Origin of the sequence: Ruminococcus sp. 5_1_39BFAA (assembly GCF_964240875.1) — a bacterium.
In the GTDB taxonomy this organism is placed as follows: domain Bacteria; phylum Bacillota; class Clostridia; order Lachnospirales; family Lachnospiraceae; genus Blautia_A.
In genome coordinates this window covers 1-25,912 of the sequence record NZ_CAXSVO010000025.1, presented here as the reverse complement: position 1 = coordinate 25,912, position 25,912 = coordinate 1, and the positions used below count along the sequence as shown (strand labels likewise).

Here is a 25,912-nt window from a genome sequence, read left to right as displayed (position 1 = left end):
CGCCTATGGATTTTAAGATGAATGCCGTTATTCACCGTGGTAAAAACTACAATAACGCCCTCCGTTCTTTTCAGCATAAGCGAATGGAATTTCTGGAACAGGAAATTCGAGCGCTTGACAGCGAAACGCTGTGGTTACTCTTACGCCAACTTTGCAAAAACGGCCGCACATTGGAAAGCGTCACCGGGCTGGCTGTATAATGAGTAAAACAGGAGGACTGATATTATGACAAAGAAACAAAAATACAATGCTGAGGATAACCGGGGCGTAGCCATCTACGCCCGAAAATCCCGCATCACCAACAAGGGCGACAGTATCGGCGTGCAGTTCAAGCAATGTGAAGAATATGCCAAACGGGAATTGAACCTTGATGAAGATTACACTTTTTTGAATACGAGGACAAGGGACTATCCGGCTACTATTCCGACCGTCCTGATTTCCAGCGTATGCTTCACGATATTGAAATGGGCAAGATCCGTGCCGTCGTCTGCTACAAATTAGACCGGATCGGCAGAAAGACAAGCGATCTTCTGCGCCTGCTTGATTTTCTGGAAAAACACAAGGTAGACCTACTGATATGCTCCAACAATATCAATACCGCTTCCGGCGTGTCAAAGATATTTATTCAGATATTCGCCGTCGTTGCTGAATTTGAGCGTGACACCTTGACCGAGCGTATTACCGATAATATGATGGAGCTTGCCAAAGACGGGCGCTGGCTGGGCGGCAATACCCCAACAGGCTTTACGGTGAAGCGTGTGAAAACCGGCAGCGACAAAAACAAATCGGCTTATAGCTATTTGGAGAGCGTTCCCGAAGAAAAAGCAATGATACAAAAGCTCTATGAGATATTTGCCGCAACCCGTTCCATCAAGAAAACGGCGGATCGAATGAACGAACTCGGCTATCGTACAAAAATCGGGAGCAAGTTCAACAGCTCCACAACAAGACTGCTATTGAAAAATCCCGTTTACTGCACCGCCGATGAAAGTGCATACAATTACTTCTTGGAGCACAATGGCGGTCTGTGCGGGGATATTTCCGACTTTGACGGTCAACACGGAATTTCCGCCTACAACAAGACCGATCAGGAGAAATTTGAGGATACCGACAGCACCTTTATCTCACCGAAATTTGTGCAGTTGATGTCAACAAAGCCGGTTTCCGAATGGATCATCTCGGTCGGCCGACACGAGGGCTTTATTTCAAGTCAGCAATGGATTGACACGCAGAATATGCTGGATGATATTGCCGAAAAATACAACCGTCCGCATCGTAAGACCAACGCTTTGCTTGCAGGACTGGTCTATTGTCCGCATTGCGGAAAACGCCTTCGGGTTATATCCGAATCCAACCGCTGGACAAACAGCAAGCCGAGATTCAAGTATGTCTGTCCCGGATATCGTGCAGGCGAATGTACTTTCCGTGCTGTAGACGGCGTTTTGCTCGATGAATTTGTGGTCAATCAGTTATCCCACATTGCCGATGAGGACAGCGAATACTTTGAAAAATTACTCAATCAGAAAGCGTCCGATATTTTCAGCTCGTCGCAGAATGAAAAAGAACTGTCCGACCTCAGAAAGAAGAAGGCACAGCTTGAAACGGCAATAGCCAATCAGGTGAAAAATCTTCGGGAAGCGGATGACGGTCTGAAACGCTTTATTCAGGAGGATGTGAAAGCGCTGACCGATGAGCTTTCCGAAACAGAGACGCTACTGCAAAAATTAGAGGACAGCAGACAAAGTCAGATGTACGCTATCCGAGACATTGAAGAAATCAAGGAACGGCTGCTCTCCTTCGGGAAGTATGCAGAAAACGCCGCACCCGATGTGATAGTAACGCTGATACAAACCTTTGTGGAACGTATTTATATCACCGATGAAAATGATGAGCGTCACTGCCACATCTTCATCAAAGGTTGCTCGAAAGAAGATTATGATGACTTCTTCCGGGTAACCGGTTACATAGAAAACACACAGGAAACCGGGGCTGTCACATCCGTTTTACCTGTGTGTGATTCAGATGAGTGTTGCGAACTCTACATGATATTTGAATCCAAAATTTGAATACACTTCGTCAATCAAGCGTACAACGCCTTTGATTTCATCCGGTATCTGTTCCAGTGTCATGAAAATATGGGCATCATCCTGTGTGAAGCAACGAACACGCATAAGTCCATGTAACTGACCGGATTTTTCATGCCTGTGAACTAATCCAAGTTCTCCCATACGTAACGGCAAATCACGATAGGAACGTGGCTCCATCTTGTAAATAAGCATACCCCCCGGACAGTTCATAGGTTTTACAGCAAAGTCTGTTTCATCAATTACGGTAGTATACATATTTTCCTTATAATGGTCCCAATGTCCTGATGTTTCCCAAAGCTGACGATTCAGCATCATCGGAGTCGCTACCTCAACATATCCTTCTCTTGTATGAAGCTTTCTCCAATAATCAATCAACAAATTCTTTAATACCATTCCTTTCGGAAGGAAAAACGGAAATCCTGGACCTTCATCCAACAAAGCAAACAATCCTAATTCCTTACCTAACTTTCTATGGTCTCTCTTTTTTGCTTCTTCCATTCTGTTTAAGTATTCTTCTAAAAGGTCCTTACTCGGAAAAGATGTACCATAAATTCTTGTAAGCATTTTGTTCTTTTCGTTTCCTCGCCAATATGCTCCGGCAACAGACAAAAGCTTGAATGCTTTAATTGCACTGGTATATGCTACATGCGGCCCCGCACACATTTCCAAATATTCGCCTTGCTGATAAAAGCTAATTTCTTCATCTTCCGGTAAATCCCTTAGCATTTCAATTTTATATGTTTCATTTCTCTCTTGCATTGCATTCATTGCCATTTCACGCTCCTGCGTAAAATGTTTAAGCTGCAGGTTTTCTTTTATGATTTTTTTCATCTCTGCCTCAATCTCAGAAAAATTATCTTCCGAAAAATTGAAATCAAATTCAAAGTCATAATAGAAACCATCTGTAATAGCCGGACCTATTGCGCACTTCGTAGATGGATAGAGCCTTTTCACTGCCTGCGCCAAAATATGTGCTGTTGTGTGTCTAAACGCATCTCTGCCTAACTTCTCTTCAAATGTTGCTTCCTGAATGGAACCATCCTTCATCTTAATCTTCATTTTGTTCTTCCTCTTTCTTAATCTATATTTTTAACATAAGAAAAAGCACTCTTAAAGATACTAACTGTATATCTTTAAGGGTGCTTAATGCACGGTTCCACCTTAATTTTTTACTTCAGATTCCATCAAATCCTAACCTTTAACGCAGGTGTACGGTAATACTTACATCTACTTTCAGTATTACAGCTCGAGAATGGTTTTCGCATACAATCCACATAAGTATCTTCCACCAAATAATACTCTCTCTGTTTGCGACTAATATGCTACTTGTTTCCGTCAACGCTTTTCCTTATGCTAATTTAAAGCTAATGATAGCATTTTCCATGAAAATTGTCAATAATTCCGCAAACTTGAGTTTCCGTACTTTTATCCACAGAACCTCATTTCCATAAACATTATCATAAACAACTTTCAAAAAATGCCCCAAATATAAGGAATCCTCATTCTTTTTGTAGTAGAATTAAGCTGCAAAACAAATTTGAGGCTCTCGGTATTGTCAGGGATGGCTCTAAAAGTACCGATACAAAAAATGTTTATGGAAAAGGCTACCATGTGACAGAAGCCTATGCGCTGACAAAAAATAATCATCCTGTCAGCATCTTCTCAGAAATCCATTCCTCAAAAGAAAAGAGTTTTACATCTATCAATGACGTAACCTTTTCTGCTATGGAACGCGGTGCAGCTCTTTTGGGCAGAGCAACCTTTGTCATGGACAGAGGGTATGATGACAACAAAATGTTTTTAAAACTTGATGAACTTAAGCAGGATTACGTAATCCGTCTTACCGCCAAGCGAAAACTTTATTTTCACGGAAAATGGATTTCTGCAACGCGGCTCCGAAATCAACGAAAAGGCAAAATCAAAGCGTCCTAACCATGGGTGTTTTCTTATACTCAAAAAACAATAGCTCCGATTTTCAAATTGTATCATTTGGATTACGCAATATGGCGGGGAGATATGCCAATGGGAGTATATATGATCCCGTAAGAAAACGGAGGCCAGTTAGTCCATAGCGGTAGTTATTTCTCTGAGATATCACAAATTTTTCACAAATAATTAGCACTCACCTATTGACAGTGCTAACAAAATGAGTTATAGTACAGCTATAACAAGAGAGGAAATAAAAAGAGTCTCTTTGGAAACAATAGAAACACATAAATGTGTAAGAATAAAAAGGAGGAATTGATTATGTTAATGCCGAGTATTTTTGGAGAGGATTTATTTGATGATTGGATGAGACCGCTGGGAAGAGATGCGGTATCAAGAGGCTTTAGCGGCGGCAGTGCAGATCTGATGAAAACAGATATCCGGGACATTGATGGAAATTACGAGCTGTCGGTTGATTTGCCGGGATTTAATAAAGAAGACATGAAGATTCAGCTTAAGGATGGTTACCTGACCTTACAGGCTACCAGGACCGATAACAAAGATGAGAAGGATGCAAATGGCAAATATGTTCGCAGAGAACGTTATACAGGTCATTGCTCCAGAAGCTTCTTTGTAGGCAGAAGTATTCAGCAGGAGGATGTTCATGCGAAATACGAAAACGGTGTACTGAAGGTTACCTTCCCGAAGGAAGAAACAAAAAGAGAAGTAGAAGAAAAGAAATACATTTGTATTGAAGGTTAAACAATAGGATTTCCCGGCTGCGGTACGGAAGCGGCAGCCGGGGTTTAGATAGATATTTTACCAAAGAAAGCTTCGTTAATTTTATAGATAGATTCATACCCCCCCCTCACTGCCCTGCCGGATGATTTTCGGCAGGGCTTATTTTGGGCGTTAGAGCACATAGATTGTGAGGAATCATGATGCTTTCTGGTTGGGCAAGGAGAGCGTGAGATAGAATTTTATGAGTGGCAAGATAAAGGAAAAACCGGGTGGAAGGAAGTGATAATACAGTTCCGAAAAATACACAGTAAAAAGAATACAGTTCCGTTGTTTTAAAGACGAAGACAGCGACAGCAGATAAAATATAACCAGAAAATCCAAAAGGGGCTTGCGTTTCCTTGTAGGAATCTTACCTTCAACATGATAAAATAGTTCCAAATTGTAAAAAGGATGTGAGAAGACATGGGCAATCTGGAACAGGATATTATGCAGCAGTTAATAGGGGGCACTTTTCAGATTGAGATCCGCAATGCGGGGATTTTCCGGTTTCCGTCAGCATACAGGTTTAACAGCCATCAGCACAAAGAAATAGAAATTATTTTTATGAATTCCGGGCACTGCATCATTGGTGTGGAGGATGAATTTGTACCGCTTAAGCGTGGGGATTGTATCAGCATATCTGCGGGAGAATCGCATTGCTTTATTGTAGATGAGAAAGAAAAATGCAGCATTACGCAGATTGAGGTTTATATAGAAATGCCGGAAGCACTGGGCGAGAGGGTAAGCTTTCTGCGCCAGGATAAACGGTACTATAAGCTGTCGGATTGTGAAACTATAAAATATATGATGGAAAATGTGTGCAGGATTTTCAGAGGACAGAACAGAACTGAGGAAAAAAGGGCGCAGCTATTATTCGGTTTTTTTCAGTTATTTATCGAGCTGTCTTTAAAGCTGGAGGAGGAACAGTCAAAAACCCGAAGCGGCAAAGCGGGAAAGGTATGGGACATTATCCGGCATATTAACGAAAATTACATGACGGAAATCAATCTGGAGCAGTTGGCGGAAAGCTTTGGTCTCAGTTCCAGATATATCCGCAAATGCTTTGAAAAAGAAGTGGACATGAGCTGTCAGCAGTATATTACCATGCTGCGGATCAATAAGGCAAAGGAGCTGTTATGGTTTACATCGGATACGGTTACGGAGATAGCCATGAAGACTGGCTTTAACAGTTCTCAGTATTTTAGCAGAGTGTTCCAGAAGTATATGGAAATGACACCTCTGGAATACCGGAATCTATGGTGCGGGAGCAAAGCGCAGCAGCTTTGTACCATAGAGTATGAACCGGAGAGGGATCCGGGATAAAAAGAATCATAATTGAGGAGAACAAAGCTATGACAAACAGGGAGAATTTTCTGTCTCTTATCCGCAGACAGGGCTATGAAAGCGTTCCGGTGGAATTTGTATTAAGTCCGCATCTGGAACAGATTTGCAGAGAAGAGCTGGGCGCAGAGGATTATCAGGCGTATTTCAGATTTCCATGGAGAAATGTGGAGGATCTGCGCTTGCAGGACCAGGACACAGAGAAATTTATAAAATATTATAAGAAGCCTTTGGCTGAAGGGGCGGATATCGATTTGTGGGGCGTTGGCCATGAGAAGTCTCCGAACAGTATGCACATGACTTACATGCGCCATCCGCTTGAGGACATGGAAACCCTGGAAGAAGTGCAGAATTATCCATATCCTGACTATGCTCATGCAGACGGCGCACACCAGGCGGAGCAGGTGAAAAGAATCAAGGAACAGGATCTGATCGCTGTTGGAAATATGCAGATGACCATTTGGGAGTGCGCCTGGTATATGCGCAGCATGGAGCTTTTGTTCTGTGACATGATGGACGACAATGAAATTGCACATTTCCTTTTTGATAAGGTATTGGAGCTGTCTACGATCCGGGCGGTATCCTATGCAAAGGCAGGCGTGGATGTGTTGTTTTTCGGGGATGATATTGGTATGCAGCGAAGCATCATGATGAGCGAGGAGCTGTATTGTGAATGGATCAAGCCTCGTTTGAAAAAGCTGATCGATACAGTAAAGGCCATTAACCCGGAGATCGCGATTTTCTATCATTCCTGTGGATTTATTGAGCCGTTTATCCCGCATCTGATCGAGGCAGGAGTGGATGTGTTGAATCCTATTCAAAGTGAGTGTATGGATTTTGAAGACATTTTCCATAAATATGGAGATAAGATTTCCTTCCACGGAACCATCGGAACACAGACGGTCATGCCTTTTGGAACTCCGGAGGAGGTAAAGGAGGCTGTTTGGAAAAACCTGGATATCGTGGGACCAAAGGGGGGACTGATGGTAGCGCCTACCCACATGCTGGAGCCGGAAGTGCCGCTTGTCAATGTGCTTGCGTATGTGGAGGCGTGCAGGACATATAAAACGAAAAAGTAAATCGGGGCGAACCGCAACAAACCGTAAGGTTGTTTCAGCAGATGGTAATAGGCATCCTTTACAGGAATTTCTTCGTCTGTTATACTGTTATCAGTTAGTACAGTGAATGATAATTACGAAAAAGGAACTCGGAACCATGAATTACATTATTTTTGACCTGGAATGGAATCAGAGTCCGGATGGGAAAAAATATTCTGACAGTCGTCTGCCTTTTGAGATCATTGAAATCGGGGCAGTAAAAATGAATGAAAAAAAGGAGATTATAGACAGCTTTCAGCGGCTGATCAAGCCGAAGGTGTATAACTGGATCCATGACAGCATTCATGAGGTGATCCATGTGGATTATAAGGATCTGGAGGAAGGGACACCTTTTCCGCAGGCTGCGGAGGAGTTTATCCGGTGGTGCGGAACGGAATACCGTTTTTTTACCTGGGGGAATCAGGATGTGATGGAGCTGCAGCGGAATATGAAGTATTATGATATGCTGGAGTTGATTCCTGCTCCGGTGACATATTATGACGTGCAGAAGCTTTTTGGTATTTGTTATGAAGAGAATAGAGAGAGGCGGGCGCTGGAGTTTGCGATAGACAGGCTGGAAATCGGGAAAAACCAGGATTTTCACAGGGCTTTGGCAAATGCCTGGTATACGGCGTGTGTTTTGCAGAAAATAGAGGATGAATGTATTTTTTCCCACTCTTCACTGGATGTGTACCAGAACCCTAAAACGAGAAAAGATGAGATTTATATCCGCTATGAGGAAAGCAGCAGATATGTTTCCAGAGAGTTTTCGTCAAGGGAACGGGTGATGAGGGACAGGGAGGTTACCAGCACCCGTTGTCCGGTTTGCAATAATCCGGCAAAGCGCAGGATCCGCTGGTTTATGAATAATAATTCCAAGGTGTATTACAGCGTGTCCCAGTGCCAGGAGCACGGCTATCTGACAGGAAGGATCCGGATACGAAAAACAGAGGAAGAGAAGTATTATGCAATGAAAAAGCTGAAGCTGGTCAGCGAGGCGGAGGCCGAGGAGGTGCGGGAAAAGAGAGATGCCCTTCGGTCAAAGCGGCAGCTTAAGAAGCAGCAGGCATCTTGTTCTTGAATTTATAAGAGAGATATGTTATATTAGTAATGAAAAGAGGAAAGCCAGAAACACACGGCCTACCCCAAGTAATAACAAACTAAATCATTTACAATGTTTAGCCGTCACTATTGCAGTAGTGGCGGCTATTTGTTTGCATCGCCCTCCTTTCTCGTACCTTGATGGTAAGATATCCGGAGGGGGAAGCCCTCCGAAGAGGGCAGGCCGCCTTTAAAGGTGCTCTGACTTTCGTAGGGTCAGTATAGCATAGAATATTATGTCAAACAAATATATTCGTTCGACAAATTTTGACATAACTTCTTAAAACGTTTGCCAAAGAGCATTACTACCGATGGATTCAACCTGCCTGTGGGGTTGTAAGCAAAGTGGAAAGAATCGGCCTCTCATACTGCATTCCCCATCCTACCATCTGGCCGTTATAATAATATTGGCTGTCCAGGATCAGAGGACCGACGGAGTTGGAGCGCAGGGACTGGCGTTTTTCCAGATTGTTTACATCCGTTCCCACGGGAACCGTGACATAGACTCCGCGGGTGTAGTAAAACGGGTAGGTGTTTCCGCCGTTTGTCAGCAGGTATTTTTCGCTTGGGAGCGTTTGCTTGGGAACAGGATTTTTGTCAACCTTCATGTTTACACGTTCAAAGCTGCCGAAGCCGTAATCCAAAAGTGCGGCGGTATCGGACCAGCCGCCGTTTACAGAACCCATAACGACCACCAGAAGGATGGTGTCACCCCGTTTGGCATAGGTGACGAGGGTGCTGCCTGACGCTTCGGTATAGCCCGTTTTACCGCCCACAACACCGTCATAGGCGTAGTCGCGGCCTGCCATCATTTTGTGATGATTTAAAAGATAGCGGGTTTCTTTAAATACGTTGGTGGGCGGAATCTCAAAGAGATCCTTAGTGACAAATTTGCGGAAAAGCGGGTTAAACCAGGCCGCCTTGGAGATCTTAGCCATGTCATTGGCTGTGGTCACGTGGGTTTCATCAGGAAGCCCGTTTGGGTTGTTAAAGTGTGTGTTGGTGCAGCCAATCTGGCGGGCACGCTCATTCATCAGCTCTACGAATTTCTTTGTGGAGCCGGAAACCTTTTCTGCAATGGCCAGAGACATCTCATTTGCGGATTCCAGCATGATTGCCATCAGCGACTGCTGGACAGTGAAAATCTCGCCCGTATCGGCGTAGATGCTGGAGCTTCCCGGCTCAATACCGTAGGCTGCCTCCTGGGAAACCTCCACTTTTTCCTTCATACCCAGATTCTCACAGCCTAAAAGAGCGGTAAGGATTTTGGTGATACTGGCAGGATAGAGCTGCTGGTCCGCATTCTTGGAATAGAGAATGGCATCTGTATAAACATCCATAAGGACAGCAGACTGGGCTTCAATCTGCGGGCCCTGCGGCCATCCCGGAATAGAGTCGGTGTCTGCCGGCTGATAATAGGCTTCTGTATGAGGGTCCGGTGTAGGTGTGGGAGATAAAGTCCCGGAATCTGCGGTGGAAGCGCCTTCTGCTTCTGCATAAGCTGCAAATGGCTGCGCCAGCAGCAGGCTCAAACTCAAAAAACCGCAGAGAAATTTTTTCATATAATTGTTTTTCTTCGACATAAATATCCCTTCTAAAATAATACAGTCAGAAAGATCATGTTTGCTACATCTTTATTTATCTCCATAATTCTATACATTATATCACTTTTTATTTAGGAAGACTATAAGCAGAGTGTGAATTTTTTATGTTACGATCCGGACGGCTTGGGCTGCGTATGACCGGGGCTCATAACTATTTTCATAAAAAAACACTTGACATATAGATTTTACTGCCTTTATAATATAGCAGCATGAAAAGTCATAAGCAAAGACCGCGATGGAGACAGTAAGCTGTTCTAAAAGTTATAGCGAGCCGGGGATGGTGTAAGCCCGGTGCGAGTAGGCCCAGCAGAAAATCACTCCGGAGTTTCAATTCTGAAGAGTACTCAGGGCCTTAATATGAGAGCAGGGTGCAGGTAAGAACTGACGGTGATTCCCCCGTTACAGGGAACATATATCGGCGTAAATGCCCGTATGTTGTAACAGGTGGTATAGCGAATGTGAGAGCCTTCGCCCTTTTACGGGGCGAAGTTTTTTTGTTTTATGAATTAAAAAAATAAGCAGGAGGGAAAAGCAGTGTACCAGAAAGTAGACACGAACTTAAATTTCGTGGAACGCGAGAAGAAAGTTGAAAAATTCTGGGAAGAGAACCATATCTTTGAAAAAAGTATGGAAAACCGCAAAGAAGGCGAAACCTACACCTTTTACGATGGTCCGCCTACCGCAAACGGTAAACCCCACATCGGTCATGTACTGACCCGTGTTATCAAAGATATGATTCCCAGATACCGCGCTATGAAGGGATATATGGTTCCGCGAAAAGCAGGATGGGATACCCATGGGCTTCCCGTGGAGCTGGAAGTTGAGAAAAAGCTGGGTCTGGACGGAAAAGACCAGATCGAGGAATACGGAATTGAGCCGTTTATCCAGCAGTGTAAAGAAAGTGTCTGGAAATACAAAGGAATGTGGGAGGATTTCTCCGCAACTGTTGGCTTTTGGGCAGATATGGAGCATCCTTATGTCACCTATGAGGACGATTACATTGAGTCCGAATGGTGGGCACTAAAAGAAATCTGGAACAAGGGACTTCTGTACAAAGGTTTCAAGATCGTACCGTACTGTCCGCGCTGCGGAACCCCGCTGTCTTCTCAGGAGGTTTCCCAGGGATATAAGCTGGTAAAGGAGCGCTCTGCAATTGCACGTTTCAAGGTAGTGGGCGAGGACGCATACTTCCTGGCATGGACCACAACACCGTGGACCCTGCCGTCCAACGTGGCTCTTTGTACAAACCCAGATGAGACTTACTGCAAGGTAAAAGCTGCCGACGGATATACCTATTATATGGCAGAGGCGCTTTTGGATAAAGTTCTGGGCAAGCTTGCAAAGGACGACACCCCGGCTTACGAGGTTCTGGAAACCTATAAGGGAAAAGACCTGGAATACAAGGAATACGAGCCGCTGTTTGAATGCACCGGTGAGTTTGTGAAAAAGCAGGGCAAAAAAGGCCATTTTGTCGTATGCGATAACTATGTAACCATGAGCGATGGTACTGGTATCGTTCATATCGCTCCTGCATTCGGTGAGGATGACAACCGTGTGGGCCGTCAGTACAATCTTCCGTTTGTACAGTTTGTAGATGGCAAGGGCGATATGACAGCCGATACTCCATATGCGGGAACCTTTGTAAAGGATGCAGACCCGCTGATCCTGGTGGATTTGGATAAAGAAGGCAAGCTTTTCGAAGCACCGAAATTTGAGCATGATTATCCCCATTGCTGGAGATGCGATACACCGCTGATCTATTATGCAAGAGAATCCTGGTTCATCAAAATGACTGCGGTAAAGGAAGACCTGATCCGCAACAACAACACTATCAACTGGATTCCTGAGAGCATTGGAAAGGGCCGCTTCGGTGACTGGCTGGAAAATGTTCAGGACTGGGGAATCAGCCGTAATCGTTACTGGGGTACTCCGTTAAATATCTGGGAGTGCAGCTGCGGTCATATGGAGTCTGTGGGAAGCCGTCAGGAATTACTGGAAAAGACAGGAGACGAGCGTGCAAAAACCGTAGAGCTGCATCGGCCGTATATTGATGAGTTCACCATGAAATGTCCGAAGTGCGGCGGAACCATGCACCGTGTGCCGGAGGTAATCGATTGCTGGTTTGATTCAGGAGCCATGCCTTTTGCACAGCACCACTATCCATTCGAAAATCAGGAGCTGTTTGAGCAGCAGTTCCCGGCAGATTTTATTTCCGAGGCTGTAGACCAGACACGAGGCTGGTTCTATTCCCTGTTGGCAGAGTCTACCCTGCTGTTTAACAAAGCACCATATAAGAACGTTATCGTTCTGGGCCATGTTCAGGATGAAAACGGACAGAAGATGAGTAAATCCAAGGGAAATGCAGTTGACCCGTTCGAGGCACTGGAAACCTACGGAGCAGACGCGATCCGCTGGTATTTCTATATCAACAGCGCGCCATGGCTGCCAAACCGTTTCCACGGAAAAGCCGTTCAGGAGGGTCAGCGTAAATTCATGAGCACTCTTTGGAATACCTACGCATTCTTCGTGCTTTATGCGAATATTGATGAATTTGACGCTACCAAATATACATTAGAGTATGATAAGCTTCCGGTCATGGATAAATGGCTGCTGAGCAAGCTGAATACATTAATTAAGACTGTTGACAATGATCTGGAAAACTACAGGATTCCGGAGAGTGCGAGAGCGCTTCAGGAGTTTGTAGACGAGATGAGTAACTGGTATGTAAGAAGAAGCCGTGAGCGTTTCTGGGCAAAGGGCATGGAGCAGGATAAGATCAATGCTTACATGACACTTTACACCGCACTGGTTACTGTGGCAAAGGTTGCCGCTCCGCTGATTCCGTTTATGACAGAGGATATTTACCAGAATCTTGTGAGAAGTATTGACAAGGATGCTTTGGAGAGTATCCACCTGTGCGATTTCCCGGTCGCAAATGAAGACTGGATCGACAAAGAGCTGGAAGAAAACATGGAGGAGCTTCTGGATGTGGTCGTACTTGGACGTGCCTGCAGAAATACGGCAAATATCAAGAACCGCCAGCCGATCGGTACCATGTATGTAAAGGCTGAGAAGAAAATGGAGAAATTCTTCACAGACATTATTGCAGACGAGCTGAATGTAAAGGAAGTGAAGTTTGCCGATGATGTGGAGTCCTTTATCTCTTACAGCTTCAAGCCGCAGCTTCGCACCGTGGGACCGAAATACGGAAAACTCCTGAACGGTATCCGCAGCGCGCTTGCAGAGATCGATGGAAGCAAGGCAATGAATGAATTAAAGACCAACGGTGTCCTTACTCTGGATATCGATGGAAATAAAGCAGAGCTTACGGAGGAAGACTTATTAATCGAGACAGCACAGACTGAGGGTTATGTGACAGAGGCTGACGGGGATATTGCAGTTGTCCTTGACACAAACCTGACTCCGGAACTGATTGAGGAAGGCTTCGTTCGCGAAATTATCAGCAAGGTACAGACTATGCGTAAGGAAGCCGGATTCGAGGTCATGGACAAGATCCGTGTATCAGCAAAAGACAATGACAAGATCATGGAGATCATGAGAGCACACCAGGATGAAATCAAGGCAGAAGTACTGGCAGAGGAAGTCGTTCTGGGAGAAACAGATGGTTACGTAAAAGATTGGAACATCAACAAAGAACAGGTAACCATGGGAGTAACCAAATTATAAATACGAAAACTGTGGAATTTTGAAGCAGTTTTCCGGATTACAGGAGGTATGGAATGATTGATAAGCAGTTTGATAAGGAAACATTCAAACAGAGCGTAAAGGATAATGTAAGATTCCTTTACCGCAGAAAGCCGGAGGAAGCAACACAGGAGCAGCTTTTCCAGGCAGTAAGCTATACAGTGAAGGATGTTATCATCGACAACTGGCTTGAAACTCAGAACGCATATGACGAGCAGGATCCGAAGATCGTATACTACATGTCTATGGAGTTCCTGATGGGACGTGCTCTGGGAAATAACCTGATCAACCTGGGCGCTTACGGTGAGGTAAAGGAAGCCCTGGAAGAGCTTGGAATTGATATCAATGCCCTGGAAGACCAGGAGCCGGATCCGGCGCTTGGAAATGGCGGTCTGGGAAGACTGGCAGCATGTTTCCTGGATTCTCTTGCAACATTAGGCTACTGCGCATATGGCTGCGGTATCCGCTACCGCTATGGTATGTTCAAGCAGGAAATCAAGGACGGATATCAGATCGAGGTTCCGGATACATGGCTTGAAAATGGATATCCATTTGAGCTGCGTCGTCCAGAGTATGCAAAAGAGGTTCATTTCGGCGGTTATGTAAGAGTTGAGTATGACCCTGCTACTGGAAACAACAAGTTTATCCATGAGGGATATCAGGCTGTAAAGGCTATTCCTTATGATATGCCGATCGTTGGTTATAAGAATAATGTTGTAAACACTCTGCGTATCTGGGATGCGGCTGCAGTTGAGCAGTTTGGTTTTGATTCCTTTGACAAGGGTGATTACAAGAAAGCTGTTGAGCAGGAGAACCTGGCAAAGGATATCGTAAACGTACTTTATCCGAATGACAACCAGAGATCCGGTAAAGAGCTTCGTCTGAAACAGCAGTATTTCTTTGTTTCCGCAAGTTTACAGGCTGCAATCGCAAAATATAAAAAGAAACATGACGATATCAGAAAGCTTCATGAGAAGGTTACCTTCCAGATGAACGATACACATCCGACTATGGCTGTTGCTGAGTTAATGCGTATCCTGATGGATGAGGAAGGTCTTGGCTGGGACGACGCATGGGCAGTTACCACAAAAGCCTGCGCTTACACCAACCATACCATTATGGCTGAGGCTCTTGAGAAATGGCCGATCGACCTGTTCTCCGAGTTGCTTCCACGTGTTTACCAGATTATTGAGGAGATCAACCGTCGTTTCATTCTTGACATTCAGGCTAAATATCCTGGAAATTTCGAGAAGGTTAAAAAGATGGCAATTATCTGGGACGGCCAGGTGAAGATGGCGCATCTTGCTATCGCTGCAGGTTATTCTGTAAACGGTGTTGCAAGATTGCATACTGAGATCCTGAAGAATGAGTCCCTGAAAGATTTCTATGAGATGATGCCGGAGAAGTTCAATAATAAGACAAACGGTATCACTCAGAGACGTTTCCTGTATCATGGAAACCAGGCTCTGGCTGAGTGGGTTACAGACAAGATCGGACCGGATTGGGTAACAGATCTTTCCCAGATGAAGAAGCTGGCTGTTTATGCAGATGATGAGAAGGCTCTGCAGGAGTTCATGAACATCAAGTTCAAGAATAAACAGCGTCTGGCTAAGTACATCCTGGAGCACAATGGTGTTGAGGTTGACCCGAATTCTATCTTTGACGTTCAGGTTAAGAGACTGCATGAGTATAAGAGACAGCTTCTGAACATCCTGCATGTAATCTATCTGTACAACCAGATTAAGCTGCATCCGGAGATGGATTTCTATCCAAGAACCTTTATTTTTGGAGCTAAGGCTTCTGCTGCTTATAAGATTGCAAAGAAGATCATTAAACTGATCAACTCTGTTGCAGATGTGATTAACAATGATGCTTCCATCAATGGCAAGATCAAGGTTATATTTATTGAGAACTACCGCGTATCCAACGCAGAAATGATCTTTGCGGCTGCTGATGTTTCCGAGCAGATCTCTACTGCAAGTAAGGAAGCGTCCGGTACTGGTAACATGAAGTTCATGCTGAACGGTGCCGTTACCCTTGGTACAATGGACGGTGCAAACGTTGAGATCGTGGAAGAGGTTGGCGCTGAGAATGCGTTTATCTTTGGTATGAGCTCTGATGAGATCATCAACTACGAGAACAACGGCGGCTATGATCCGAATATGATCTACAACATGGACGGAGAGATCCGTCAGGTTCTGATGCAGTTGATCAATGGTACCTTTAACAGCGATACAGAGCTGTTCCGGGATATCTATGATTCCCTGCTGACCACCAAGTACAGCGGAAGAGCTGACCAGTATTTCATCTTAGGTGATTTCAGATCCTACGCTGAGGCTCAGAAGAAGGTTGAGACTGCTTACAGAGATCAGAAGAAGTGGGCTAAAATGGCTCTTCTGAACACTGCATGCAGCGGCAAATTCTCCTCTGACAGAACCATCCAGGAGTATGTAGATGATATCTGGCATTTGGATAAGGTTGTTGTTAAAAAGAAATAATAGAATGAAAAACTAATGGGCGGTCCGCGCAATATGCGCGGGCCGTTTTGTCCGCTTGCCTGCCATAAGAATCCATGGTAAGATAATAAATAGCTGAGCTGTAGGGCGAAGCTATTTATTACTTCTCGATTTGCGGAGCAAATTGAGAAGAATCCCGTAGATTTTATGGAGCGAGGGAGGCTCAGCTTTAATTTCAACCAGAAAAAGCAGATTGGTGCCCATGAGATCAAAGTGGGGGATAAGACGATCATTGAGGCTGTTGTATAGTGACAGGAAAGAAATGGAGGAATGGACTTGAATAACTTTGATATTATGTGGGATTTTCCTGTGAAGGAAGGCGTATCATTTGGGAATGCAAACAGGGTCCATCCGTTGATGCAGACAAGAGTAGATAAACTGATTCAAATCCTTTCAAAGGATAAAAACGTCCGTAGGATCGTTTTATATGGCAGTTCGCTGGAATTTCGATGCAATAGTAACAGTGATATTGACCTTTATATTGAAAAGGATGACAAGGACAAGAAGCTGGAGAGGATCCCGGATTTGGACTGTGAGGTGGACATCATTACGAATTTATCGGTGGAATCCCGATTGTATCAGGAAATAGACAGAAAAGGTTTATTATTGTTTGAGAGGTGAGATTATGTGTGATGTGAGATTATTCCGGAGTGCATGGGTGGACTTTAAAACGGCCCATATGATTTGGGAGAATCCTTATAATGATGAAATGATCCTGAATAATGCGGCATATCATATTCAGCAAGCAGTGGAAAAGGTTTTAAAAGGAGCTCTGGAGTGTGTGGGGGTGACTGTCCCAAATACACATAAAATAAATAAGCTGGTCGATATGATTAAAAACAATGGTGCGAATTTAACAGTTACGGAATGGATTGATGACCATTCAGAAATGCTGAGCGAGTGGGAAGCTGAAACTAGGTACAATATGGATTTCATTGTAGAAAAAAGAAAGCTTGACAGGGCAATGAAGGAGGTTGAGCTTTTTTTGAAAAAGAATGGAATTTGTCAGGAATTACGTGAGGAGCTGAGAGACAATTTGCAAAAAGAGAGGCTGCTGAAATGCTTGCCGGCGGCAAAAAGGGGATGCAGCGATTTTGAGTTGAACTGTTATTATATTTTGTTTAAAAAGAAGCTGGTGTCATAAAGAATAAATGGAAACAGGAGGCTGTCAGGTATGGGAATTATCTGGCAGCCTCTTTTGCATTGCTTTTATGGAATGCTTCGGCTATTATAATAATTAGAATCAGTATCGGCTGAAGGAGGGGCGATATGAAAGTTTATCTTTTATATTTCTGGAAGAAAATCAGAGATTCCAAAATCCGTACAAAGCTGACATGGTATCTGGTGTTTGTGGCAATTATCTGCAGCCTGGTGATCGGCGGCACCAGTTATATTACCATGAAGAATTCGCTGATCGATACGGTGGAGGATTCTGCCATCAGCCTCATGAAGCAGACGGGCGTACAGATGGAGGAAAGAATCCGGGAGTTTCAGGATACATCTTATTCTTTTGCTTCCGGGGCAGAAATAAAGGGAATTTTAGATGAGGACACGGATACGGAAAAATCCACATGGAAATATTCTGTGAACCAAAAGGCTTTTGTTGAGGAATTTCTGCAGTATACGATACTGCACCAATATTCCGATCATGTTATAATGGAAACAGACAGTGGTGAAATATACTATTATGATCCGGCGGTAATCGGAAAGGAAATGACACATGTCGAGGCAGGAAGCATTATGGAAGACTTGCGCAGCCAGGCAGATGCTGACAGCCGGATGCAATGGCTGAAACGAGGAGATCAGGTCTATTTTCTGCGGACACTATTTGAACGTTATTCGGGAAACACGGCCAGTGTGCGCTGTAGGGTGGCGTTTGCGGTTTCGGAATCATTCTTTGAGCTGGAGGAGGACATGAGTCCTTATGTGTCCAATCAGAACCTGGTTCTGGCGGGGCAGGATGGGGAAATATTTAAAAACAACAGTCTGAATGTAACTGAGAAAATGCTGAATCCATATATCACATATAAGGATGGAAGCTATTATATTTACGTTGCAAAACGGAAAATAGAAACGGACAGGTATCTGGTAATTCCCATGCGGACGCCCCGGTACGCTTGGAATATCTTGTGCTTTATTCCGTATTCCATTGTTCTGGAAAAGGCCAATCAGATCATTCCCAGGACGCTGCTCACCACGGTCGGTCTGCTTGCTGTGGGCTTGCTGGTAGGCTTTGTGTTGTACAGGACACTGCGTAAAAATCTGGAAATCATTGAACAGGGAATGCTGCAGTATGAAGAGGGAAACTATTCATCCCTCCTTTCTCCTGCTGTTTATGACGAGATCGGCTATCTGATCCTGCAGTTTAACCATATGGGACTGAAGATCAATGAACTCAATGAGCTTACCAGAAAAGAAGAAGAGGAAAAACAATTGCTGGAATACCAGGTTATGGAGGCGCAGATCAATCCACACTTTTTGTATAATACATTGGGTTCCCTGAAATGGCTGGCTTATGAAAAAGAGCAGGATGAAATTGCAAAGCTGGCGGACGCCATTATTAATCTGCTGCGCTTTACCGTAAAAAAAGCAAACCAGTATATTACCTTAAAGGAAGAACTGGACTATGTCAGACAATATATTTACATACAGCAGACCCGCTATGAAAACACATTCCGTGTGGAATATCAGGTGAATGGGGAGGCGGAACAATTTATCCTGCTGGGCTTTATCCTGCAGCCGTTTTTGGAAAACAGTATTCTCCATGGTCTGGACAATGCCAGAGAGGACGGGCTTATCGTGATCAGCGGGGAGATCAAAGATCGTAAGCTTGTGCTTGCGGTGACAGATAACGGATTGGGTATGACAGAGGAAAAGCTGCAGTGCCTGAAAAATAAAATTGAAGAAAATAAGGCCGAAAAATACAAAGGCTTTAACGGAATCGGTGTGACCAACATTATCCTGCGGCTGAAGATGGTTTACGGTTCGGAGTTTCAGTATCAGATAGAAAGTGAGCCTGGAATGGGAACCTCTGTGACACTGGTCATTCCGGAAAGGAAAACAGACGATGAAGAAACGAGTATTGATTGTAGAGGATGACAAATTTTTCCGTTTTGCGGTAAAAAAGGTAATAAACTGGGAAAAATACGGTTTTGAAGTTGTCGGGGAGGCTGTCCATGGAGCAAAAGCTCTGGGGTTTCTGGAGGAAAATCCGGTGGAGGTTGTGGTCACGGATATGAGTATGCCGGTTATGAACGGAATCGAACTGACCGCAGCTATAAAGGAGCGGTACCCGGACATCCTGATCATCGCACTGTCCGCCTATGATGATTTTGAGTTTGTGAGGGAGTCCCTGAAGCTTGGAGCAGAGGATTATATTTTGAAGCAGGACATTGAAAAGGAAGATGTGGGTGCAATCATCTGGAAAACCTGGCACAAGCATTTTGAAAAGCTGATCAACCAAAGCCAGAGCAGAACCGAAATTTTAGATTTCCTTTCCGGGAAACAGGACGGGGAAGGCCGGCATTTTCTGGAATTAAGCGTGGACAACCAATGGGGGTACTATTTGTGCCGGATCCGGAACCTGAATGAGGAATGGCAGTCTCCTGAATGCCGCAAAGAGGTTTGGATGGAGCAGAGCCTGGTGGAGCTTCATGAAAAGAGGCAGCATATTCTTTTATTACCTGTTATTAAGGAGCACAGCCAGAAGCTTCAGATGGAGGATAGAAGCAAGCGGCTGCTGGAACTGGAAGGGATTCTGAAGGACGAGGATTATCTTGCCGGATGCAGCAGCACCGGAACAGAGGTGACGGACCTTCCGGCTATGAGCCATGAGGCAGAGTGCGCGGCGGAGATGGCAAAGTTTTCCGGGAAAAGGCGAGTGCTGATATGGGAATATGTACGTTCTGAATATGAAAGCCGGAATGAAACCTTTATGGAAGAGAAAGAAGCATATGCCGGGATCTGCAGCATAGAGCAAGGAAAGGATGCACTTTATCAGCTTACGGAAAAGCTGCGCAGGATGCTTTGCTCAGAGGAGTATGTGCAGAAAAACTACCTCCTTTTCCTGAATACCATCGCAAAAAACATGCAGCATGAGATGGATAAAATGCGGTTTGCTGAGATCAGGGAGGAACTTGCGGGAGCTGCCCGCATTGAGAAAAAGCAGGAAATATGCAGCCATTATTTGGAGACCCTTTTTGCAGAATGCGGTTCCGTGACAAGACATCCCGGGGTGCAGCAGGCAATCCGCTATATGCGGGAAAACTATTCCAAAGACCTTTCGCTGGGGGATATTGCAGGGGAGGCGGCGCTGAATGAAGGTTATTTTTCAGGGCTGTTTAAAAAAGATACCGGGAAAAGCATTACGGAATATTTGAATGAGATCCGGATGGAAAAAGCAAAAGAGCTTCTGACGGAATCCAATCTGAAAAACTACGAGGTGGCAGAACAGGTGGGATTTCGAAATGCGTCTTATTTCAGTACAATGTTTAAGAAGTATACGGGAATGACGATACAGGAATACAGGCAAAGCCAGGCAGGACGGGGGTAATCTGAAAATACTGTAAGAAAAATGAAGAAATTGAATGGATTTTTGAAAAAGAGGACGTTTAGGGAAAAAAGCTATGGTATTTACGGTCAAAAATACCATGGCTTTTTTAGTAAAAGCTGAAAAATCTGAAAGGTTCCCCGCGGAGGAAACCGATATAATAAAAGCACAAACAAACGAGACAGAAAAACAAAACGAATTCAGGAGGTAAGATTGAAAATGAAAAGAAAAGCATTAGCAGCGATGCTGGCCTGCGCTATGGTATGCGGAATGACTGCAGGAGGAAGCCTGGCTTGGGCAGACGAAGTGAAAGAGGACGAGGTTTCCAAGGAAGAGGGAGAACAGGTAACCCTGGAGTTTATCAACGGTTCTGCTGAGGAGCAGTATGTTGCATGGCTGGATGAGGTAATCGCAAATTTTGAGGAGGAAAACCCCAATATTAAGATTGAGATCCAGAAAACCTCTATTGACAGCTTTAATCAGACGGTTATGACAAGATTTTCCGCAGGAGATGTGCCGGATCTCTTCTCCTTTTCCGCAAATGACATGACGGATATGGTGCCAAGCGGTTATGTACTGGATCTCAGCGAGAGCGAAAATCTGGAGAACTATTCAGAAGGTATGCTGGATGCTTTCACAGCAGACGGAAAGGTATACGCTCTTCCCATTGCAAATGACTTTATGTGCGTGACATACAACAAAGCTGCATTTGAGCAGGCAGGAATTACAGAAACACCGAAAACCTGGAGCGAATTTCTCGAGGCATGCGGAAAGCTTCAGGAAGCAGGGATTACGCCGATAGCATCCGGATTCGCAGAGCAGTGGGTGGTAAACGGAACCTCTCAGACTGTTTACTGTGCACAGGTTCTGGCAAACGGAGGCCCCAGCCTTGCGGAAATGGTAGACAGAAGCAGCAAATTTGCTGAGACAGAACAGTGGAGGGAATTCTATACAAAACTGCAGGAGATCTATCCGTATATGAATGAGGATCCATTTGGAAAAGACCAGAATACCTGCTATTCTATGCTGGCAAATGGCGAGGCAGGCATGATCCTGAACGGAACCTGGACTGTGACAAATGCCACTGCCATGAACCCGGATGCAGAATTTGGTATCTTTGCCCTTCCGGTTTCCGAAACAGCAGAGGACAATGTTATGCCTATGTGCCCGCCGGAATCCCGATCATCAAGGGTGTGGATACCTCCAATCTGGAAGGCGCATTTAAGGATGCCGCAGATATTATGAACAGCGGAGAGGTAAAGGTCATCTCCTCCAAGAGCTTCCCAAGTGCCAATGAGGATGCGTTTATCAATGATGTCTCCGGATTTTTCCTGGACGGCTGCGAAGACGTAGAGGGCGCGCTGGAAACACTGGACACAGACTTTGACAATCTGGTCAAATAACAGGAAATACATGGAATTATTTTAAGTTGATATGGAAGCTGCCGTATAGACACATGTCCCTAAATGCAAGGAAAAGCAGATAGGAATTGGAAATCTGCGGCAGCTTCTTTTGGGAAAGGAGATTTATGAAACGGTTCAGAAAAGAAATGGGATATTTTATTTTTCTTATCCCGTCTGTCATTCTTTTTACATTTTGTGTGATCTACCCGTTCCTTTCAGGAATACAGCTTGCATTTACGGACTGGGATGGGATTTCCAGAACATATAACTTTGTAGGTCTGGATAATTTTGTGAGGATGCTTGGGGACAAAAATGTCCTGCAGCCAATTAAGACCACGGTAATCTACGGAGTCGGCGTAACGGCAGCGAACAATATACTTGCATTGTTTCTTGCCGTTACGCTGAGCAAAAAATTAAAAGGAAAAGCCTTTTTTAAGACCAGCTTTTTTATTCCTCTTGCTATCAGTGCAGTGCTTGCCTCCTTTGTGTGGAAGTACATTGATTCCAATATGCTGTCTGCAATTTTGGGACGTTCTCTTTTGGGAAGAAGGGAAACGGTATTGCTCGGAATCATCATCATATCCCTGTGGAATAATCTGGGGTCTAACGTCATGATCTATATGGCTGGGATCGCAGGAATTTCCAGGGATTATGAGGAGGCAGCTATGATCGATGGGGCAAATACATGGCAGCGTTTCTGCAATGTCACCATTCCCATGCTGATGCCTTCCTTTACAATCTGTATCACGCTGACACTGACTTCATCTCTCAGGGAATTCGGTACGGTTCTGGCAGCCACAGGAGGCGGTCCAGCCGGGTCCTCACAGACTGTTGCGATTTTAATCTACGATTATATGTTTAAGTACTCCAGAGCCGGTTATGCTCAGGCGATTTCTCTGGTATTCATGGTTTTCCTTGTAATTATCGGACTGGCTCTGACGAAGTTTTTCAGGAGTAAGGAGGTCGAAGCATAATGAAAGAAAACAAGGCAGGGATTCTATCAAAAATAATACTGGTGGTAATGACATTGATTTTTCTGTTTCCCTTTTACATCTGTATCCTGATGTCCGTAAAGTCAAAGCAGGAAAGCTCCAAAGGAATTTTGGCACTTCCGGAAACGATTCATTGGGAGAATTTTACAAATGCTATAGAAAAGGCGAAAATTCTGACCTCTATGAAAAACAGTATCATTGTGACTGTGAGCAGTGTGCTGATCATTTTGCTGGTGGCATCTATGGCAGCCTATGCCATTGGGCGCCGGTATCATAAAAAAGGGTACCAGATTTATGAAAGTCTGCTGGTTGCATCCATGATGCTGCCCTTTCAGGTGATCATGGTTCCGGTTTACAAAATGTATAAAAATCTGAACCTTTTAAACACCAGGACTGGAGCAGTCATTATGATTGCCGGATTGGCGGTGGCGTATTGTACCATTATGATAACCGGGTTTGTGCGGCAGCTTCCTGTTGAGCTGGAGGAAGCAGCAGAGATTGAGGGGGCGGGAAGATTTAAGATATTTTTTTCCATTATCCTGCCGCTTCTGAAGCCGATTTTGGCAACTGTGGCGACGCTTCAGTTTTTGTCTGTATGGAATGAATTTAATGTATCCATTCTTCTTTTGCAGAATGAAGAGATTAAGACGATTCCCATGCAGCAGTATGTGTTCTTCGGAGCATACGGAGCAGATTACAATACGGCTTTTGCCGCTGCTGTGATCACGATGATTCCGGTGATCCTTATTTTCCTGGTTTTGCAGAAGCAGGTAGTGGCAGGTATGACAGCAGGCGCCGTGAAAGGATAAGACTATGAAAGAAATCAGATTTCCCAAGGATTTTTTGTTTGGTGCGGCAACCAGTGCGGCACAAATTGAGGGTGGCGCACATGAGGACGGAAGAGGCGCTTCTATTTGGGACACTTTTGCCGGACAGCCGGGAATGATCGGGGACGGCAGTACACCGGAGGTTTCCTGCGATTTTTACCATCGGTACCGGGAAGATATTGCTCTTGCAAAGAAAATGAACATCCAGAGCTTCCGATTTTCCTTTTCCTGGTCCAGAATTTTTCCGGAAGGCGTGGGAAAGGTAAATGAAAAGGGTTTGGATTTTTATAAGCGGTTGGTGGAGGAGCTGCACAATAACGAGATAATTCCCAATGCCACGCTGTACCATTGGGATCTGCCCCAGGCATTGGAGGAAAAGGGCGGATGGCTGAACCGGGAGATCGTGGATTGGTATGGAGAATATGCCTCCTTCCTGTTTCGGGAATTTGGCGACAGCATTCCACTTTGGACGACGGTGAATGAGCCTATTGCTACATATGTGGGTTACGCGCAGGGAATCTTTGCACCGGGCCACTGTTCAGAGGCAGAGGGGCGGCAGGCAAACCATCATATTCTACTCGCCCACGGAGAAGGTGTACGCAGGTTCCGGCAGGAGGCCATGAAAGACAGTCAGATCGGAATTGTGGTGGATATCTGGAAGCATCATCCATACAGACCGGATAATAAGGCAGACCGGGAGATGGCGGAGCTGGAAAATGAGAAAACATACCGCTCTTATCTGAACCCTATTTTTAAGGGTGGGTACACAGATGCTTTATGGCGATACATGGAAGAGAATCAGTGTGCGCCCAACGTGCAGGAGGGTGATTTTGCACGCATCTGTCAGCCTATGGATTTTTTTGGATTGAATTGCTATAACCGTGTGGTGGACTGTGCGGAAAAGGGGTTAATGGAATCTGAAAAGCGGGAAAAAAGGACAGGCGGTAATTTTCAGGACAATGGAAATGAGTTTTATCCCAAAGCGGTTTATGATGCTGTTCACCTTTTGAAAGAGGACTATGGAATCCAAATCCCGATCTATATTACGGAAAACGGTACACCGTCTTACGGGGAAAGGGTGGAAGGTGACGGCTGTGTTCATGACTATAACAGGATTGCCTATATCAAGGGCTTTTTATACTGGATACAAAAAGCACTGTCGGAAGGAAATGACATCCGGGGCTATTACGTTTGGTCACTTTTGGATAATTGGGAGTGGAACAGCGGATTTCATTCAAGATACGGGCTTACCCATGTGGATTTTCAGTCCCAGAAGAGAACATTCAAGGATAGTGGGAAATGGTATGAAAAAATGATACGGGACAGGAGATTTTATTATGACCAGCAATGAAAATGGATTTTTGTGCGACAGAACCGGAAAGCCTGTGTTTTTGACTGGGCTTCAGTGCCATAATTCTTCCAGCGGAACGGAAATGATAGACCGGACTATTGAAGCGATCCATCAGTATGGCGGAAACCTGCTGGAGGCACCTGTTTACTGGTGTGAGGTGGAGAAAGAGAAGGACTGCTATGATATGAGTCTGGTGGCTGGGCTTGTAGACAAGGCAAGGGAGGCAGGTCTTTATCTGATTCCCTTGTGGTTCGGGGCAAGCAAAAACGGACTGTTTACCTACGCGCCGGATTATGTGAAAAGAAACAGCAAAGAATATAAAAGAGCGAAAAATTCGGCAGGGATTCAGGTGGAATCTCTTTCGCCCCATTGCCGTGCGACCCTGGAAAGAGATAGGAAAGCCTTTTGTAAAGTGATGGAGTTCCTGAAGAAATATGATACGGAGGGAACCGTCATTGCGGTCCAGGTTGAGAATGAAATGGGATTGGTCCATACCGACAGGGATTATTCCAGGGAAGCGGAAGAGGAGTTTTTGCAGCCTGTTCCTTTGGAGATATGTTGTGGTCAAGCATTTTTGTAACACTTGTGGCTAAAAAATATCGCTTACCGGTTACGCTGCCATCCGTGCCTCAT

22 protein-coding genes, 1 pseudogene and 1 other annotated feature are annotated in these 25,912 nt (G+C 44.7%); of the genes and pseudogenes, 21 read left to right on the top strand and 2 right to left on the bottom strand.

Features of this window, described 5'->3' with window-relative positions; translation table 11 throughout:
• Positions 1-5: 5 nt before the first annotated feature.
• Genes ACESZH_RS18645 through ACESZH_RS18635 form a run of 3 tightly spaced genes read left to right on the top strand, consistent with a single transcriptional unit; the run spans position 6 to position 2,066 of the window.
• A complete protein-coding gene (locus tag ACESZH_RS18645) occupies positions 6-200 on the top strand; it encodes a hypothetical protein (protein ID WP_373218292.1) in 195 nt (64 codons plus the stop codon).
• A 25-nt stretch (positions 201-225) separates the two neighbouring features.
• Positions 226-501, top strand: coding sequence for a hypothetical protein (locus ACESZH_RS18640; RefSeq protein ID WP_373218290.1), 276 nt, complete (start codon positions 226-228; stop codon positions 499-501).
• On the top strand, positions 447-2,066 hold the full coding sequence (locus tag ACESZH_RS18635) for a recombinase family protein (RefSeq protein WP_373218289.1): 1,620 nt from the start codon (positions 447-449) through the stop codon (positions 2,064-2,066). The genes ACESZH_RS18640 and ACESZH_RS18635 overlap by 55 nt, the downstream gene beginning before the upstream one ends.
• Here the strand turns inward: ACESZH_RS18635 and thrS are convergent.
• Positions 2,028-3,146, bottom strand: a pseudogene (thrS, locus tag ACESZH_RS18630) (threonine--tRNA ligase); the annotation flags it as partial. The gene ACESZH_RS18635 and the pseudogene thrS sit on opposite strands and share 39 nt — an antisense overlap.
• Before the next feature lie 73 nt (positions 3,147-3,219).
• Positions 3,220-3,435 (bottom strand) — a binding site (T-box leader).
• 263 nt (positions 3,436-3,698) lie between these two features.
• Here thrS and ACESZH_RS18625 point away from each other — a divergent pair.
• The 5 genes from ACESZH_RS18625 (at position 3,699) to ACESZH_RS18605 (ending at position 8,312) form a co-directional block, all read left to right on the top strand.
• Positions 3,699-4,019 carry a hypothetical protein gene (locus ACESZH_RS18625; RefSeq protein WP_373218287.1) on the top strand — a complete coding sequence of 107 codons (321 nt, stop codon included), beginning with the start codon at positions 3,699-3,701 and terminating at the stop codon, positions 4,017-4,019.
• Between the two features lie 315 nt (positions 4,020-4,334).
• Positions 4,335-4,775: an Hsp20/alpha crystallin family protein gene (locus ACESZH_RS18620; RefSeq protein WP_373218285.1), complete on the top strand. Its 441-nt coding sequence runs from the start codon at positions 4,335-4,337 to the stop codon at positions 4,773-4,775.
• Positions 4,776-5,216: 441 nt separating this feature from the next.
• Entirely contained in the window at positions 5,217-6,116 is a 900-nt protein-coding gene (locus tag ACESZH_RS18615; protein ID WP_373218283.1) for a helix-turn-helix domain-containing protein, read from the top strand.
• A gap of 29 nt (positions 6,117-6,145) precedes the next feature.
• Positions 6,146-7,213: a uroporphyrinogen decarboxylase family protein gene (locus ACESZH_RS18610; protein WP_373218282.1), complete on the top strand. Its 1,068-nt coding sequence runs from the start codon at positions 6,146-6,148 to the stop codon at positions 7,211-7,213.
• A 136-nt stretch (positions 7,214-7,349) separates the two neighbouring features.
• Positions 7,350-8,312: an exonuclease domain-containing protein gene (locus ACESZH_RS18605; protein WP_373219954.1), complete on the top strand. Its 963-nt coding sequence runs from the start codon at positions 7,350-7,352 to the stop codon at positions 8,310-8,312.
• A 337-nt stretch (positions 8,313-8,649) separates the two neighbouring features.
• Here ACESZH_RS18605 and ACESZH_RS18600 read toward each other — a convergent pair whose 3' ends face one another.
• Complete coding sequence (locus tag ACESZH_RS18600; RefSeq protein WP_373218279.1) at positions 8,650-9,915, bottom strand: D-alanyl-D-alanine carboxypeptidase family protein; 1,266 nt, start codon at positions 9,913-9,915, stop codon at positions 8,650-8,652.
• Between the two features lie 555 nt (positions 9,916-10,470).
• Here ACESZH_RS18600 and ileS point away from each other — a divergent pair.
• The 13 genes from ileS (at position 10,471) to ACESZH_RS18535 (ending at position 25,859) form a co-directional block, all read left to right on the top strand.
• Entirely contained in the window at positions 10,471-13,623 is a 3,153-nt protein-coding gene (ileS, locus tag ACESZH_RS18595) for an isoleucine--tRNA ligase (protein WP_373218277.1), read from the top strand.
• A gap of 56 nt (positions 13,624-13,679) precedes the next feature.
• Positions 13,680-16,139: a glycogen/starch/alpha-glucan phosphorylase gene (locus ACESZH_RS18590; RefSeq protein WP_373218353.1), complete on the top strand. Its 2,460-nt coding sequence runs from the start codon at positions 13,680-13,682 to the stop codon at positions 16,137-16,139.
• A gap of 288 nt (positions 16,140-16,427) precedes the next feature.
• Positions 16,428-16,778: a nucleotidyltransferase family protein gene (locus ACESZH_RS18585; protein WP_373218275.1), complete on the top strand. Its 351-nt coding sequence runs from the start codon at positions 16,428-16,430 to the stop codon at positions 16,776-16,778.
• A gap of 4 nt (positions 16,779-16,782) precedes the next feature.
• A complete protein-coding gene (locus tag ACESZH_RS18580; protein ID WP_373218273.1) occupies positions 16,783-17,301 on the top strand; it encodes a HEPN domain-containing protein in 519 nt (172 codons plus the stop codon).
• 125 nt (positions 17,302-17,426) lie between these two features.
• Positions 17,427-19,256, top strand: a complete 1,830-nt coding sequence (locus ACESZH_RS18575; RefSeq protein ID WP_373218271.1) for a sensor histidine kinase — start codon at positions 17,427-17,429, stop codon at positions 19,254-19,256.
• On the top strand, positions 19,225-20,709 hold the full coding sequence (locus ACESZH_RS18570; protein ID WP_373218269.1) for a response regulator: 1,485 nt from the start codon (positions 19,225-19,227) through the stop codon (positions 20,707-20,709). The genes ACESZH_RS18575 and ACESZH_RS18570 overlap by 32 nt, the downstream gene beginning before the upstream one ends.
• A gap of 73 nt (positions 20,710-20,782) precedes the next feature.
• Positions 20,783-20,917 carry a hypothetical protein gene (locus ACESZH_RS18565; protein ID WP_373218267.1) on the top strand — a complete coding sequence of 45 codons (135 nt, stop codon included), beginning with the start codon at positions 20,783-20,785 and terminating at the stop codon, positions 20,915-20,917.
• A gap of 8 nt (positions 20,918-20,925) precedes the next feature.
• Entirely contained in the window at positions 20,926-21,951 is a 1,026-nt protein-coding gene (locus ACESZH_RS18560) for an ABC transporter substrate-binding protein (RefSeq protein ID WP_373218265.1), read from the top strand.
• Positions 21,948-22,109 carry a hypothetical protein gene (locus ACESZH_RS18555; protein ID WP_373218264.1) on the top strand — a complete coding sequence of 54 codons (162 nt, stop codon included), beginning with the start codon at positions 21,948-21,950 and terminating at the stop codon, positions 22,107-22,109. Before ACESZH_RS18560 ends, ACESZH_RS18555 begins: the two co-directional genes overlap by 4 nt.
• 125 nt (positions 22,110-22,234) lie before the next feature.
• Positions 22,235-23,083: a carbohydrate ABC transporter permease gene (locus ACESZH_RS18550; RefSeq protein ID WP_373218262.1), complete on the top strand. Its 849-nt coding sequence runs from the start codon at positions 22,235-22,237 to the stop codon at positions 23,081-23,083.
• Positions 23,083-23,910, top strand: a complete 828-nt coding sequence (locus ACESZH_RS18545; RefSeq protein ID WP_373218260.1) for a carbohydrate ABC transporter permease — start codon at positions 23,083-23,085, stop codon at positions 23,908-23,910. The genes ACESZH_RS18550 and ACESZH_RS18545 overlap by 1 nt, the downstream gene beginning before the upstream one ends.
• A gap of 4 nt (positions 23,911-23,914) precedes the next feature.
• Positions 23,915-25,279, top strand: coding sequence for a GH1 family beta-glucosidase (locus tag ACESZH_RS18540; RefSeq protein ID WP_373218257.1), 1,365 nt, complete (start codon positions 23,915-23,917; stop codon positions 25,277-25,279).
• The gene (locus ACESZH_RS18535; RefSeq protein ID WP_373218255.1) at positions 25,266-25,859 is read left to right on the top strand and encodes a beta-galactosidase; all 594 of its coding nucleotides are present in this window, start codon (positions 25,266-25,268) and stop codon (positions 25,857-25,859) included. The genes ACESZH_RS18540 and ACESZH_RS18535 overlap by 14 nt, the downstream gene beginning before the upstream one ends.
• Positions 25,860-25,912 lie beyond the last annotated feature (53 nt).